The sequence below is a fragment of the Winogradskyella sp. PC-19 genome (genome assembly GCF_002163855.1).
Lineage (GTDB): Bacteria > Bacteroidota > Bacteroidia > Flavobacteriales > Flavobacteriaceae > Winogradskyella.
The window spans coordinates 1009042-1023593 of record NZ_CP019332.1 but is presented as its reverse complement, the minus strand read 5'-3'; the positions used below and the strand labels follow the sequence as shown (position 1 = coordinate 1023593).

Here is a 14552-nt window from a genome sequence, read left to right as displayed (position 1 = left end):
ATTATGGAGTTACCAAAATTTATACTTGGCGATAATACAGATTATCCAAACGCTATATTTATCATTCATACAGAGTTTCCAAGATTTATAATTAATCTTGAAAACGATGAAGTCGAGTGGTTTGAAGAATTTGATCAGCACGATCAAAAGGAACTTGAAACTGAGACTGAAAATTATATTCAGCAAGCCACAGATTTTTACGATAGAGAAGTAGCTAGATACGACGATTAATGTTAGAGCAATTATTAGATTACGATACTCAATTATTTGTTTTTCTAAACAGTTTAGGAAGTGAAACATGGGATGGACTATGGTTGGTCATAACAGATAAATTAACCTTCATACCACTTTACGCCATATTACTAACTCTTATTTATAGGAAATATGGTTGGCAAAAGCTATTAGTTATGGCAGTTGTAATTGCAGCTATGATAACATTTACAGATCAGATGACAAATGTTGTTAAGCGTTCGGTATTGCGATTTAGGCCATGTGCTTGCGAAGAAATAATGGATACCATACGTTATATTGCAGAGCGTTGTAGTACAAATCGTAGCTTTTTCTCAGGACATGCTTCTAATTCGATGGCAGCTGCTGTATTTGGTGGACTTATATTAAGACCGTATTATAAAAATTTAATATTTATACTTTTATTTTGGAGTGCAACAGTAGCTTACAGCCGCATATATGTTGGAGTGCATTTTCCTATTGATATCATTTGTGGTATGACATTCGGAGCTATTTCTGGTTTTGGTTTTTATAAACTTTATGGTGTTATTGCCAAAAAGTATTTTCCGATGACTTCTTCTACTCAATAGTATAGTTGACATATTTTTTTTTCATCCATAGATAAGCAAAACAATCTATTAATGGTCCAAAAAATCTATTCCTTAGACTAAATTTTGATTTCCCTTTAATCCTTGAAAAGTGCCTGATAGGTACTTGTTTTATTTTTCCATTTTGTAGTAATATCATAGCAGGTAAGAAACGATGTAGTCCTCTAAACATTGGGATGCGTTTTGCGTAGTCTGAATGAATAACTTTTAACGGACAACCGGTGTCATCCATGCCATCTCGCGTAAAAATGCGTCTAACAACATTAGCTGTTTTTGAAGTTATTTTTTTAAAAAAAGTATCCTTTCTACTTAATCTAACTCCAGTTATTAGGTGATAATCGTCAATGTGCTTAAGTAATAAATTAAAGTCTTCTGGTGATGTTTGAAGGTCAGCATCCATATACCCAATCAAATCGCTGTCAACAAAATCAAAACCTGCTTTTAATGCAGTGCTTAGACCTTTATTTGTTTTAATGGAGATAAAGTTAAACGCATTGTTACGTAAACAAATAGATTCAATCATTGTTTTACTATTATCCGTAGACCCATCATTTACAAAGAGTATAGAAGTAGGTATAGATACTCTATTGAGAAAGTTTAATAATGCCATCTCAAGGCGTTCTAGGTTATCTTCCTCATTATAAACAGGAATTATAATTGTAAATGTGCGACTCATTTTAGATTCAACTTTATTACGATAAAAATATTCTTTTTAGTTTACTTTTTGGAGCATAGGATTAAAACAAAAAAAAGCTGTTACTTTGTAACGCATAGTTTAAGTCAACATGAAAATATTAATTACCGGAGTTGCTGGTTTTATTGGTTCGCATTGTGCTGAGCGTTTTTTGGATTTAGGACATTCTGTAGTCGGAATTGATAATTTTTCAGACTATTACAGTCTAGACTTAAAAACACTAAACGCAAACGCTGTTGAAACAAAAGGCGCAAAGATTATAAAAACGGACTTGCGTTCCGAAGATTTTGGAAAGACATTAGATACTGATTTCGATTATATATTTCATTTCGCCGCTCAACCTGGGATTTCTCAAACTTCAACTTTTGAAGATTATTTTTCTAATAATGTAATCGCTACAAAAAATCTTGTTGATTTTGCATTAAGCTGTAAGTCGCTTAAACTTTTTGTAAATATTGGAACATCCTCAATTTATGGTCTACAAGCAACTTTTTCGGAAGATGTTGCTCCAAAACCAGCGTCGCATTATGGTGTTACTAAACTCGCAGCTGAACAATTGGTACTTCAAAAAAGTAGAGAAAATCAAATGCAAGCTTGTAGTTTACGATTATATTCTGTCATTGGTCCAAGAGAACGACCTGAAAAGATGTATACTAAACTTATTGATTTAGGTATAAAGGGTCAAGCTTTTCCTCTATTTGAAGGAAGCGATAAACATCTAAGAAGTTTTACCTATGTAGGCGATATTATTGATGGTATTGTAAGTGTTGTGGGTAATGAAGCCAAGGTAGATGGCGAGATTATCAACCTTGGTACAGAGGTAGAGCATACCACACAAGATGGTATTGATGCAGTTTCTAAAGTTTTAGGAAAACCTATCGAGATAGATATTAAGCCAAAACGAGCTGGAGACCAACTCCGAACAAAAGCTAATATTGATAAAGCTAGAAATCTTTTAGGTTATAATCCACAAACAACTTTATTAGAAAGTGTTGAGGCTCAGGTTAAATGGTTTCAGGAAAATTTTCTTTAGGGTTTATAGTCCTAATAAGTACTCAGCAGCATTAAAAGGTGTTGTCTTTCCAGATTCGATAAGTTCAATCTGTTTTTGTAGTTCGGATTTTATTTCAGATTTATTATAGAAGTTAGACTTTAAGCGTTCTTCTATGGTTTGTAGTAACCAGAATTTATTTTGTTCAGTGCGATGACTATCAAAATAATTAGTCTCTTTAGTGTTAGAAACATAATTGGTTATCATTTCCCAAACTTCAGAGATGCCTTCATTATGTAATGCGCTACATAAAGCTGTTTTTGGAGTCCAACCCGAGGCTTTTTCCGGATATAAGTGTAATGCCCGATTAAACTCTAGCTTAGCAGATTTTGCTGCTTTTACGTTTTCTCCATCAGCTTTGTTAATGACAATAGCATCTGCCATTTCGATAATACCACGTTTTATACCTTGAAGTTCGTCTCCAGCACCAGCAAGTTTTAATAACAAAAAGAAATCGACCATACTATGTACAGCTGTTTCACTCTGTCCTACGCCAACAGTTTCAATCAAAAGCGTATCAAAACCTGCAGCTTCACAAAGAATAATAGTTTCGCGAGTTTTACGTGCAACACCACCAAGTGAATCTCCCGAAGGCGAAGGTCTGATAAATGCATTTTTGATTTTTACCAAATCTTCCATGCGCGTTTTGTCGCCCAAAATACTGCCTTTGCTCAACGAACTACTTGGGTCAACAGCTAAGACTGCAACTTTTTTATTTTGATGGGTTAAATACTTACCTAAGGCTTCAATAAACGTACTCTTACCAACACCAGGTACACCAGTAATACCAACTCTAATAGAATTATTAGCGTAAGGTAAACATGCGGTTACAATTTTATTTGCTTTTTTGGAATGTTTAGGGTTAGTACTTTCTACTAGGGTAATAGCGCGACTTAATGCTGTGATATTTCCGTCTATAATTCCCTTAACTAAATCATCGACAGAAGGTTGTTTTTGACGTTTTGATTTAATGGCTTTGGCAGAAACTGAACTTAAAGAATTTGGTGCTTTAATACCTTCCTTTTCGTTTAATACAGATGTTTTGGATGTATCAGATTTTGCCACTTCGATTTCGTTATTGTCTGCGTTTCATACTATTTGTATTATTTCCTAAACTGGCTTCTTGTATTGGGACTTCAATTTTAGTAGCATCCCAAGCTAGAGTTAGTTTTAGATTTCCAGTAGTATTATCAAAAGCTATAGTAAATTTTTCGACTGTACCATCTACTTTTTCTGTTGGGACTTCTAATTCTATAACATCGTAATTTGGATCCCACATTGGTTCCATTTTTTCGTCAACACCCCATTTATATTGCCCTGAATTAAACATCACTTTCCAAGAATTTTCCATTGGTACAGTCCATAAAGTATACTTGCCTTTTGGCAAAAGCATACCTTGTATAACTAAATCTTTATTAGAAGAAAAAGTAGTAGCTTCATTTGCACCAGTTCTCCAAACTTGATCAAAAGGTACTAAGGCACCAAAAATTTCGCGTTCTCTTTTTGATGGTCTATTGTACTCAACTTCAAGCTTTAGGTCATTAAGTTCTATTGCTGCAGAGTCTTTTGGACTTAATGGTGGCGAAAAAATATTTTCTACAAAAACAGAATACAGTAATAAAGCAACGGTTGCTATGGATAGAAAAATCAGGATGCGTTTCAACATAAATCTATAGAGGTCATAATTTTAAAAAATTAAAGATAATCGAAATCCCTAAATTTATGAACTAAGGCTATTTAATTTTAAGACAAATAAATTATTTTGAGTTTTTTTTCAATTTTTTGCAACATTCATTTTTTTGTGTCGTCTTTAATACAAACCAATCAAAAACAACCAATATCAAACCAAACATGTTTCAAGTAGACATTATTGAAAAATGTAGGAAAAACGACCGAAAGGCGCAGTTAAAACTGTATAACCAATATTGTAATGGTATGCTTATCGTGGCACAGCGTTTTGTAAAGAATACTATGGAAGCAGAAGATGTTGTTCAAGAGTCTTTTATAAAAGCATTTACAAAACTAGAGCAGTATAAAGCCGAAGTAACTTTTGGAGCTTGGTTAAAGAGAATAGTAGTTAACAAAAGTATTGACCTACTAAAATCTAAAAAGCAGAGATTGGTTGATTTGGAAGACGTACAACTCAAAGTGGTTGAAGAAGATGATAATTGGTCTGTTGATTATAATGTTACTATCGAAGATGTAAAAACAGCCATGCAACAATTACCAGAAAAATATAAATATGTATTGATGTTGTATTTAATCGAAGGTTATGATCATCAAGAAATATCAGAAATATTGAACATCTCTGAAGTTGCTTCAAGAACGCAACTGTCGAGAGGAAAAGGAAAATTAAAAGAATTATTAAATACACAAAAAAATGGGACAGAATCTTAAAGACCTATTTAAAAATCAGCCTAAAGACGAGAGCATAAAAATGTCTCAAGGACACGAAGCACGCTTTTTAGATAAGCTAGACGATGCGTTACCGCAGAAAAAGAAATCTAGCCATTTCGGATTTTTAAATATTGCAGCAAGTGTTATTGTGTTACTAGGATTAAGTTATGGCGCTTTTCAGTTTTTTAATACACCTGTAGACCCAACAATAGAGCCAACAGAAGTTGTAACAACTGATAAGATAAAAACAATGGGAGACATTTCTCCAGACCTAAAAAAAGTCGAAGATTATTATCTAGCTAGTATCAATCTAGAACTATCTAAAGTTAATCTAACGCCAGATAACAAAGGTCTTGTAGACGGATACATAGCAAGACTTAAAGAATTAAATTCAGAATATGACAACTTAACTGTAGAGCTAAACGATAATGGACCTAACGAAGAAACGTTGGACGCATTAATTGATAATCTAAAATTTAGATTGAATCTAGTTATGCAACTAAAGGAAAAATTACAAGAGTTTAGCGAAGACACTTTTAAAGAAGTAAGTATCTAATCACAATTATAAATCAAAAAACGAACAGTTTTAAAACCAAACAAAATGAACACACTTAGAATTTTAACCTTGTGCTTAATCACCACTATAGGTTTTGCACAAAAGAAGCAAAGTAAAACATCTCAGACTATTAAAGTTAATAAAGATGTAGTCGTAGACTTAAATACCAATTATGTCGAAATTGAAATCGAAACATGGAACAAAGATGTTGTAGAAGTCGAAGCTTATGTTGAAAGCACAAAATTGTCTGACGAAGAATTGAAGAAGTCTTTAAAAGCTTGGAATCTCAATATCGATGCTTCAATGGATAATGTAATCATATCATCAGAAGGTGGAAGAAGACCAGTATTATTTGCAGAAGGTTCTTATGATGATATCCTAAAAGATTTAGAGTTTAATTTAGCAGATTTACCAGAGATGCCAGCGCTTAAGAATTTACCAGAAATGTTAAGCCTAGCTGAAATGCCAGAACTTCCTGAGATGCCTGAATTTCCTGAGCTTCCAGAATTACCAGAAGGTGTAAATACTATTAAGTTCGATTACGATAAGTATCAGAATGATGGTGAGAAATATTTAGCTGAATGGAGCAAAAAATATGAAAAAGAAGGCGGAAAAGAATTACAGAAACGCATGGAAGAATGGGCTAAGAAGTTTGCGGACTCAGGTTATGAAGAAAAAATGGCTAAATGGGGCGAAGAATACGGTAAGCGTTTTGAAGGTAAATGGGCAAAAGACATGGAGAAATGGGGAGAGAAATTCGGGAAACGTTTTGAAAAGGATATGGAAAAATGGGGTGAAGAGTTTGGTGAGAAATTCGGTAAAGACATGGAGAAATGGGGCGAGGAATTTGGAGAGCGTTTTGAAAAACAAATGGAACAAGATGCCAAAAGAAAAGAGCAGTATAGAGCCAAAAGAGAGCAAGAATTAGCAGAGCGTCAACAAGATAGAAAAGAAGCTTTATTAGAACGAAATGAAGTCAGAAAACAAGCCTTATTAGAGCGTAGAGCAGAATTAGAAAGTAGAAGAGATGAGATGCGTAATAGAAGAGAATCTGTTTTTGCAAGAGGTTACAGCTCAGGTGGTAACAGTCAAGTAAAACGTGTCATAAAAATTAAGATGCCAAAAAAGGCAAAACTTATGCTTAATGTAAGACATGGAGAACTCAAAATTGCTTCATTAATACACAATGCAAAAGGCAATTTATCTCACACAACTTTATTAGCACAAGACATTGATGGAAGTGACACTTCCATCAATGCTTCTTACTCTAAAGTTTTGGTTAACGACTGGAAAAACGGCACACTTAGCCTTAAATACGTTAAAGATGCACTATTAAAAAATGTACAAGGATTAACTCTAAATTCAAACTCGTCTAATATTAATATCGATTATTTATCGGGTAATAATATTATTGATGGAAGTTTTGGAGAACTAGCGATACACAATATCCTAGAAACATTTAGTAACCTTAATATCGTATTAGAAAATAGTGATGCTTGGGTAAAATTACCAAAGGTAGATTATAGCTTAATGTTTAGAGGCGAGCGTTCAAAATTTAATAACGAAATCACAAAAACAAAAACCGTTAATGGCAATTCTGGTAAATCTATCGTCATTAATGCAAAGTATAGTAATGTTAATGTAGATTAAAAAGAGTTTGTCATGCTGAACTAGATTCAGCATCTCATCCTCACAATTACAATTTTTCTTTCCTGTTTTCCATAGAATAGATTTGTATTTTTATGGGAAATTTTTTATTTATGCCCACTTCACCTTTTGATAGTGTATTACAATCTTTAGACACTTTTCCAGTTCTTGGAGAAGCATATGCAAACGACGATTATGTACCATTAGATTTATGTGTAAATAATCCTGATTTACAAGCAGTCAATGTATCTTCTTCTGAAGATTTGGAAACGTATATCTGGAATCATATAAAAACATCAAAAGCAAAAATAGCCTATGGTGGCTATATCGAAAAACGAGGTATTTACAATCGGAGCTCCCATTTTAATCAACAAAATAAAGAAACAGAACGTAACATCCATTTAGGCATAGATTTATGGATTGAAGTCAATACGCCAATTTATACGCCATTAGATGCCGAATTACATAGTTTTAAAGATAATTTTGGATTTGGAAATTATGGACCAACACTAATACTAAAACACAGTATAGATGCTTTAGAGTTTTATACACTTTATGGGCATTTAAGCAAAAGTTCTCTGAATGAAAAAAGAGTAGGAGAAAAGATAGAAAAAGGACAGCAAATTGCTACTTTGGGTACAGCCAAAGTTAACGGTGATTATCCACCACATCTACATTTTCAGGTTATAAAAGATATCGAAGATTACATTGGCGATTATCCTGGTGTTTCTAATCAGAAAGATTTAGAGTTTTATAAAACCAATTGCCCAAATCCAAATTTGTTGTTGAGGTTGGAGTAAATAGAGGATTTCGTTTAATGTTCCACTGATAAAAAATCGTTTCAATGTTTTTTATCAAGCGTTAAACGAAGTTCGGGTTTTAAAATGACAAAGTCAACTATAAGCATAAAATCCTGATACGTAAGGTATCAGGATTTTAATTATGTGAGATTCTTCGCTGTGCTCAGAATGACATTATATGTTTTATTAGTCATCTACCAAAACCCATTCGCCTTTATCAATTAAAGGTATGGCTTGTTTGTACTTTACAGTTTTGGCTTCACCACTCATGACATGTTTTATTGTGACACGGTCATTACGCCCAATTTTTGGTTGGTCGCGTACAATAGTCTCTACGACTTGTTGTTGACGGCGAGATGCGCCTTCACCGACAGAACGGCTTTCTGCAGCACGCTCATCCATGTTTTGGATTTCTTCTTTTTGCTCTTGTGTTTTTACTTGCTTACGCGCTTTAGCTTCTTGAAGATTGTTCGCAGTGTCTTGAGGAATCTCACCTTTAAATAAGAAAGAAATGACATCTTTATTTACTTGGTCAATCATGACTTTGAACAATTCGAAAGCTTCAAACTTATAAATTAGTAATGGGTCTTTTTGCTCGTGTACAGCTAATTGTACAGACTGCTTAAGTTCATCCATTTTACGAAGATGCGTTTTCCATGCATCATCAACTATGGCTAAAGAAATATTTTTTTCGAAATCGTTAATTAGCTGCTTTCCTTTTGTTTCATAAGACTTTTCTAAGTCTGTGACAACTTGCAATGTTTTTGTACCATCAGTAAAAGGTACAACGACACGCTTGTATTTGTCACGTTGCGTATTATATACGTTTTCGATTACTGGATAAGCCAAGTCTGCTGCACGTTGCATTTTTTCTCTGTAATGTGCAAAAGCTTCTTTATAAACGATACCTGCGATTTCTTGAGCACCCATTTTATTGAATTCAGCTTCAGAAATTGGTGATGGCATTGAGAAATAACGAATCAACTCGAACTCAAAATTCTTATAATCGTTGGCTTCTTTATTTGCCTCTGTAATAATTTCTGAAGTATCAAAAATCATATTGGCTAAGTCCACACGAAGTCTAACACCGTTTAATGCATGACGACGACGTTTGTAAACAACCTCACGCTGAGCGTTCATGACATCATCATACTCTAGTAAACGCTTACGAACACCAAACTGGTTTTCTTCTACTTTTTTCTGTGCACGTTCAATAGATTTGGATATCATACTATGCTGAATAACTTCACCTTCTTTAAGGCCCATTTTATCCATCATTTTAGCAATACGCTCACTACCAAAAAGACGCATTAAATTATCTTCAAGAGATACATAGAATTGTGAACTTCCTGGATCTCCTTGACGACCAGCACGACCACGTAATTGTCTGTCTACACGACGCGAATCGTGACGTTCTGTACCAACAATAGCCAAACCACCAGCAGCTTTAACCTCATCAGACAATTTAATATCTGTACCACGACCTGCCATGTTTGTAGCAATCGTTACTTGTCCCGCATTTCCTGCTTCTGCAACAATATCCGCTTCGCGTTTATGTTGCTTTGCGTTTAAAACGTTATGTGAGATTTTACGTTGCGCTAATATTTTCCCTAGTAATTCAGAAATATCTACTGATGTTGTACCAATTAATACTGGACGACCAGATTGTGATAATTTGGTTACTTCGTCTACAACAGCGTTATATTTTTCACGCTTTGTTTTGTAAACTAAATCTTCACGGTCATCACGTGCAATTGGTCTGTTTGTCGGAATCTCTACAACATCTAATTTGTAGATTTCCCAAAGCTCGCCAGCTTCTGTAACTGCAGTACCAGTCATACCAGATAGTTTGCGGTACATACGGAAGTAATTTTGAAGTGTTACTGTAGCAAATGTTTGTGTAGCATCTTCAATCTTTACATTTTCCTTAGCTTCAATCGCTTGGTGTAATCCGTCTGAATAACGTCGACCATCCATGATACGACCTGTTTGCTCATCGACAATCATTACTTTGTTGTCCATAACGACATACTGCGTATCTTTTTCGAAAAGAGCGTATGCTTTTAATAACTGATTTAGAGTATGTATACGCTCAGATTTTACTGAGAAATCACGGAATAATACTTCTTTTTCAGCAGCTTCTTCTTCTGAGGATAAGCCTTTATTTTCAATCTTTGCAATCTCGGTTCCCATTTCTGGCATCACAAAGAAATTTGGGTCGTCTTTACCAGATAAAAATTCTACACCTTTATCAGATAATTCAACCTGGTTATTTTTTTCGTCAATAACATAATAGAGTTCTGCATCAACTTTTGGCATTTCTCTATTGTTATCTTGCATATAAAAGTTTTCTGTTTTTTGAAGGAGTTGTTTAATACCTTCTTCAGATAGGAACTTAATTAATGCCTTATTTTTTGGAATACCTCTGTAAACACGTAATAATTGGAATCCACCTTCTTTAGTATCTCCAGCAGCAATTAGTTTTTTTGCTTCTGCCAAAACACCAACTAAATATTTACGCTGTACTTCTTCGATTTGTTGAACTTTTGGTTTTAGTTCATCAAACTCGTGCTCGTCTCCTTTTGGTATAGGTCCAGAAATAATTAATGGAGTACGTGCATCATCAATTAATACAGAATCGACCTCATCGACAATTGCATAATGGTGTGGACGCTGTACCAAATCATCTGGTGAATGTGCCATATTATCACGTAGGTAATCAAAACCAAATTCGTTGTTTGTCCCGTATGTAATGTCTGCGTTGTAAGCTTTGCGACGTTCATCAGAGTTTGGTCTGTGATAATCAATACAATCTACACTTAACCCATGAAATTGAAACAATGGTGCCATCCAAGCACTATCACGTTTTGCTAAATAATCATTTACTGTTACTAAGTGTACACCACGACCAGCTAATGCGTTTAAGTAAACAGGAAGTGTTGCTACAAGTGTTTTACCTTCACCAGTCTGCATCTCTGCAATTTTTCCTTGGTGCATTGCAATACCACCAATGAGCTGTACGTCATAGTGAATCATGTCCCAAGTAATAGGTTTACCTGCAGCATCCCAAGAGTTTGCCCAAAGTGCGTTATCTCCATCAAGAGTTACATAATCATTATCACCAGAAATTTCGCGATCAAAAGCGTTAGCGGTAACTTCTATTTGTGTGTTGTTTACAAAGCGTTTTGCAGTTTCTTTAACTACAGCAAAAGCTTCAGGAAGTATTTCGTTTAAGACGTCTTCTGTTACTGTGTAGATTTCGTCTTTTATACTATCAATTTCTTGATAGATATCTTCACGCTCATCAATATCTTCAGTATTTTCTGCTTTGATGTTAAGCTCATCAATTTGTGCGTTAAATGAAGCGCGAGCATCGGCTATTTTGGCTTTAAATTCTGTAGTCTTAACTCTTAACTCGTCATGAGATAAGGCTTCCAAAGCTTTTTCAAAAGTTTTTATTTGATTTACGATAGGCGATATAGACTTAACGTCTTGTTTGGATTTGTCTCCAACAAATACCTTAAGTACTGAATCTAGTAATCCCATTTTGGTTATATTTTGTAAAAAGCTACCTAAAAAAGGTGCTTTTATGTTAGTCTTTTATTTGTCCCTCGAAAGGATTTCAAATATACGGTTTGTATTAGGTTTGATAAAACCTTATTAACCAAAAAAAGTCTCAATATCGTTAAAAACGAAAGAGACTTTTTTTAGTATATTTTTATAATATTAATATTCGTCCTCGTTCCAGAGGTAATCTTCGTCAGTTGGATAATCTGGCCAAATTTCTTCTATAGAATCGTAAGAATCACCTTCGTCTTCTATAGCTTGTAAGTTTTCAGTAACCTCTAAAGGTGCACCTGTTCTAATCGCATAATCGATTAACTCATCTTTAGTTGCTGGCCATGGTGCATCACTTAAATGCGATGCTAATTCTAGTGTCCAATACATTTGCTATTGCGTTTTAATTTTTGCAAAAATAATTTTTTAGTTTAAAAAGTCAAGAAAAAATCAAATTATTTAATGCTTGTTATGAATTTAGTTTTAAAAACGATTCATAATCCTGTTTTTCATTACTATAAAAGAACGTATAATCTTATACCTTTTCGGATTAGCGTATTGCATTTGCAAATCCTAGGCAAATGAAACTTAAGATTCTTTTTTAGGAATCCATTTTACTTCATCTGCTTGTAACTCATGAGACAACTTTCGTGCCAATACAAATAGATAGTCAGATAGTCGGTTGATATACATTAATGTTTCAGGTTGAAAAGGTTCTAAATCATTAAGGTGACTCGCTAAACGCTCTGCACGACGACATACAGTTCTAGCTATGTGACAGAATGACACGGTTTGATGTCCGCCAGGTAAAACAAAATGTGTCATCGGTGGTAAAGTTGCATTCATACTATCCATGTTTTCTTCTAGAAGTTTTATATCTGCTTCTGAAATTTTAGGAATATTTAAGCGGTCTTTACCATTTTTTAAAGTGGCTTTCTCTGGGTCAGTTGCTAAAATAGCGCCAACCGTAAATAAACGGTCTTGGATTTCCATCAAAACTTTTTTATGCATAGGGTCAATAGCTTGGTCTCTAATTAAACCTATGTGAGAGTTGAGCTCATCAATAGTACCATAGCTTTCTATGCGTATATGATGTTTAGGAACACGAGTTCCTCCGAATAGGGCAGTGGTGCCTTTGTCACCTGTTTTAGTGTAGATTTTCATAAATCAAATTTATGAATTTCAGTGTTAAAGATTACCACTTATTTTATAAGTTTTAACTTTAAATAAAGTAAAACGAATAGAAATTATTTTTGGAGTTTTCGTTTTTTTTTCTTTTAGTAAGAATCAATGAATTTATCTCTTCGTCAAGTTGTAGAGGTTTTACTTAAGAAAAAAGACATTGTAACGAAACCTAATTTTAGGATTAGAAGTGTTTTCTAATTAAAAGTATCGCTTTCTATAATTCCGTCACGTAAACGAATAACACGTTTTGCGTGTGCAGCAATATCTTCTTCATGTGTTACCATAATTACCGTATTTCCTTTGGCATGGATTTCATCAAAAAGTGCCATGATTTCGGTACCAGTCTTAGAATCAAGGTTTCCTGTTGGCTCATCTGCAAGAATAATAGATGGTCTATTGACTAATGCACGTCCAACAGCAACACGTTGGCGTTGACCACCAGAAAGTTGATTTGGTTTGTGGTCCATTCGGTCGTCAAGGCCTACATCGGTAAGTACTTCTGATGCTCTGTTAACACGCTCTTTTTTTGAAGCACCTGCATAAATCATAGGTAAGGCAACATTATCCAAGGCTGTAGTTCTTGGCAAAAGATTAAAGGTTTGAAAAACAAAACCAATTTCTGTATTTCTGATTTCAGCCAATTCATCGTCTGTCATTTCACTGACATCGTTACCACTTAATAAATATGAACCAGCTGTAGGTGTATCTAAACAACCTAAAAGATTCATTAAAGTAGATTTTCCAGAACCTGAAGGTCCCATAATGGCTACATATTCACCACGTTTTATGTCTAAGTCAATACCTTTAAGTACATGTACGGTTTCTTGACCGAGTTTAAAATCTCTGATTATATTTCTGATTTCAATAACGTTGTCACTCATGTTTGTTAGTGTTTTGGCTAAATCTTTTGCAAGATAAAAGAATTTGAAAGCTGTTATCTGAATAAGACGTTAAAATCTGAATGTTGTTACAGCCTGATTCTAAAATGTTGTTTAGGTTGTTCTTTTCGGAAAAAAATAAAGCCAAAATTATAGCAATCTATTGATGCTGTGACTTTAGAGTTTGAAATAATCAATTCCCACGCTTGCGTCATGTCCTTGGACCAATAGATATCGTCAAAAATAAAAACGGAATCGTTATGCGCTTTTGTTAAAAGTAAGTTGAAATACTCTAAAGTAGCGTCTTTTTTGTGATGCCCATCGAAGAATATACAGTCAAAATGTTCTGCTTCTAATTTATTAATTGCCGATTCAAAATCTGAATTGATGCATATTATATTTGATAGATGTAGTTTTTTGAATTTACCTTCAGAAAACCGAAATGTATTAGGGCATCCTTCAATTGTTGTGATTTGGTTACTAGGATTTCCTAAAGCTAAAGCTTGTGTACCAACACCTAACGATGTGCCAAGTTCTAAAGTGTTTTTAAACTTAAAATATTGAGATATTCTGTATAATAATTTAGTGTCTTTAAAACTACTACTAGAGATGTTTACCATTTTAGAGACTTTACGCTTATTGGCATCCAATAGTTTTGAGCCAGCTCCAAAATCAGTGATTTCAAGAGATTTTTCAGAATTTAATAACCCGTTCCTGTAAGCTTTTAAATCAAGATAGGTATCGTATTTTTTTTTATCGTAAAGGCATTTGGTTACAAAATCATACATAAAAGGAGAATGCACACCATGTTGGTTTGTTGATTTTAAAAGGAATTTTATGTATGTAATTATTTGGTACATATTTTTTGTCATTCAGAAGGACGAGGGACTGAAGAGTCTGATGGTTTAATTAATGAGATTCTTCACTATCGCTCCGAATGACATCTCTGT

General features: G+C 34.1%; 15 protein-coding genes. 7 read left to right on the top strand and 8 right to left on the bottom strand.

Features of this window, described 5'->3' with window-relative positions:
- Positions 1-3 precede the first annotated feature (3 nt).
- Positions 4-231: a hypothetical protein gene (locus tag BTO05_RS04760; RefSeq protein ID WP_087491558.1), complete on the top strand. Its 228-nt coding sequence runs from the start codon at positions 4-6 to the stop codon at positions 229-231.
- Complete coding sequence (locus BTO05_RS04755; protein ID WP_087491557.1) at positions 231-818, top strand: phosphatase PAP2 family protein; 588 nt, start codon at positions 231-233, stop codon at positions 816-818. The genes BTO05_RS04760 and BTO05_RS04755 overlap by 1 nt, the downstream gene beginning before the upstream one ends.
- Here the strand turns inward: BTO05_RS04755 and BTO05_RS04750 are convergent.
- Complete coding sequence (locus BTO05_RS04750) at positions 808-1512, bottom strand: glycosyltransferase (protein ID WP_087491556.1); 705 nt, start codon at positions 1510-1512, stop codon at positions 808-810. The two genes, BTO05_RS04755 and BTO05_RS04750, sit on opposite strands and share 11 nt — an antisense overlap.
- A 109-nt stretch (positions 1513-1621) precedes the next feature.
- On the opposite strand from BTO05_RS04750, the gene BTO05_RS04745 reads away from it, so the two are divergent.
- Positions 1622-2563: an NAD-dependent epimerase/dehydratase family protein gene (locus BTO05_RS04745; RefSeq protein WP_087491555.1), complete on the top strand. Its 942-nt coding sequence runs from the start codon at positions 1622-1624 to the stop codon at positions 2561-2563.
- A gap of 3 nt (positions 2564-2566) precedes the next feature.
- Here BTO05_RS04745 and meaB read toward each other — a convergent pair whose 3' ends face one another.
- Entirely contained in the window at positions 2567-3646 is a 1080-nt protein-coding gene (gene meaB / locus BTO05_RS04740; RefSeq protein ID WP_087491554.1) for a methylmalonyl Co-A mutase-associated GTPase MeaB, read from the bottom strand.
- Positions 3647-3656: 10 nt separating this feature from the next.
- Positions 3657-4247 carry a DUF2911 domain-containing protein gene (locus BTO05_RS04735; RefSeq protein WP_087491553.1) on the bottom strand — a complete coding sequence of 197 codons (591 nt, stop codon included), beginning with the start codon at positions 4245-4247 and terminating at the stop codon, positions 3657-3659.
- A 185-nt stretch (positions 4248-4432) separates the two neighbouring features.
- Between BTO05_RS04735 and BTO05_RS04730 the strand changes: the two genes are divergently transcribed.
- From BTO05_RS04730 to BTO05_RS04715, 4 genes are all read left to right on the top strand, one after another.
- Complete coding sequence (locus BTO05_RS04730) at positions 4433-4978, top strand: RNA polymerase sigma factor (RefSeq protein ID WP_087493293.1); 546 nt, start codon at positions 4433-4435, stop codon at positions 4976-4978.
- The gene (locus tag BTO05_RS04725; RefSeq protein ID WP_087491552.1) at positions 4962-5534 is read left to right on the top strand and encodes a hypothetical protein; all 573 of its coding nucleotides are present in this window, start codon (positions 4962-4964) and stop codon (positions 5532-5534) included. The genes BTO05_RS04730 and BTO05_RS04725 overlap by 17 nt, the downstream gene beginning before the upstream one ends.
- Before the next feature lie 45 nt (positions 5535-5579).
- The gene (locus BTO05_RS04720; protein ID WP_087491551.1) at positions 5580-7184 is read left to right on the top strand and encodes a hypothetical protein; all 1605 of its coding nucleotides are present in this window, start codon (positions 5580-5582) and stop codon (positions 7182-7184) included.
- 92 nt (positions 7185-7276) lie between these two features.
- Positions 7277-7981, top strand: a complete 705-nt coding sequence (locus BTO05_RS04715; protein ID WP_232459780.1) for a peptidoglycan DD-metalloendopeptidase family protein — start codon at positions 7277-7279, stop codon at positions 7979-7981.
- A gap of 186 nt (positions 7982-8167) precedes the next feature.
- Here BTO05_RS04715 and secA read toward each other — a convergent pair whose 3' ends face one another.
- From secA to BTO05_RS04690, 5 genes are all read right to left on the bottom strand, one after another.
- Positions 8168-11527, bottom strand: coding sequence for a preprotein translocase subunit SecA (gene secA / locus BTO05_RS04710; RefSeq protein WP_087491550.1), 3360 nt, complete (start codon positions 11525-11527; stop codon positions 8168-8170).
- Positions 11528-11707: 180 nt separating this feature from the next.
- The gene (locus BTO05_RS04705) at positions 11708-11929 is read right to left on the bottom strand and encodes a DUF2795 domain-containing protein (RefSeq protein ID WP_034057512.1); all 222 of its coding nucleotides are present in this window, start codon (positions 11927-11929) and stop codon (positions 11708-11710) included.
- A 198-nt stretch (positions 11930-12127) separates the two neighbouring features.
- Complete coding sequence (locus BTO05_RS04700) at positions 12128-12703, bottom strand: cob(I)yrinic acid a,c-diamide adenosyltransferase (protein WP_087491549.1); 576 nt, start codon at positions 12701-12703, stop codon at positions 12128-12130.
- Positions 12704-12918: 215 nt separating this feature from the next.
- Entirely contained in the window at positions 12919-13605 is a 687-nt protein-coding gene (locus BTO05_RS04695; RefSeq protein WP_087491548.1) for an ABC transporter ATP-binding protein, read from the bottom strand.
- Positions 13606-13691: 86 nt separating this feature from the next.
- Complete coding sequence (locus tag BTO05_RS04690; protein WP_087493291.1) at positions 13692-14462, bottom strand: O-methyltransferase; 771 nt, start codon at positions 14460-14462, stop codon at positions 13692-13694.
- Positions 14463-14552: the final 90 nt, after the last annotated feature.

What these genes read in the sequence shown, in the direction of transcription:
- BTO05_RS04760 (WP_087491558.1), top strand. Translation starts at nt 4, where the DNA reads ATGGAGTTACCAAAATTTATACTTGGCGATAATACAGATTATCCAAAC.
- BTO05_RS04755 (WP_087491557.1), top strand. Translation starts at nt 231, where the DNA reads ATGTTAGAGCAATTATTAGATTACGATACTCAATTATTTGTTTTTCTA.
- BTO05_RS04750 (WP_087491556.1), bottom strand. Translation starts at nt 1,512, where the DNA reads ATGAGTCGCACATTTACAATTATAATTCCTGTTTATAATGAGGAAGAT.
- BTO05_RS04745 (WP_087491555.1), top strand. Translation starts at nt 1,622, where the DNA reads ATGAAAATATTAATTACCGGAGTTGCTGGTTTTATTGGTTCGCATTGT.
- BTO05_RS04735 (WP_087491553.1), bottom strand. Translation starts at nt 4,247, where the DNA reads ATGTTGAAACGCATCCTGATTTTTCTATCCATAGCAACCGTTGCTTTA.
- BTO05_RS04730 (WP_087493293.1), top strand. Translation starts at nt 4,433, where the DNA reads ATGTTTCAAGTAGACATTATTGAAAAATGTAGGAAAAACGACCGAAAG.
- BTO05_RS04725 (WP_087491552.1), top strand. Translation starts at nt 4,962, where the DNA reads ATGGGACAGAATCTTAAAGACCTATTTAAAAATCAGCCTAAAGACGAG.
- BTO05_RS04720 (WP_087491551.1), top strand. Translation starts at nt 5,580, where the DNA reads ATGAACACACTTAGAATTTTAACCTTGTGCTTAATCACCACTATAGGT.
- BTO05_RS04715 (WP_232459780.1), top strand. Translation starts at nt 7,277, where the DNA reads ATGGGAAATTTTTTATTTATGCCCACTTCACCTTTTGATAGTGTATTA.
- secA (WP_087491550.1), bottom strand. Translation starts at nt 11,527, where the DNA reads ATGGGATTACTAGATTCAGTACTTAAGGTATTTGTTGGAGACAAATCC.
- BTO05_RS04705 (WP_034057512.1), bottom strand. Translation starts at nt 11,929, where the DNA reads ATGTATTGGACACTAGAATTAGCATCGCATTTAAGTGATGCACCATGG.
- BTO05_RS04700 (WP_087491549.1), bottom strand. Translation starts at nt 12,703, where the DNA reads ATGAAAATCTACACTAAAACAGGTGACAAAGGCACCACTGCCCTATTC.
- BTO05_RS04695 (WP_087491548.1), bottom strand. Translation starts at nt 13,605, where the DNA reads ATGAGTGACAACGTTATTGAAATCAGAAATATAATCAGAGATTTTAAA.
- BTO05_RS04690 (WP_087493291.1), bottom strand. Translation starts at nt 14,462, where the DNA reads ATGTACCAAATAATTACATACATAAAATTCCTTTTAAAATCAACAAAC.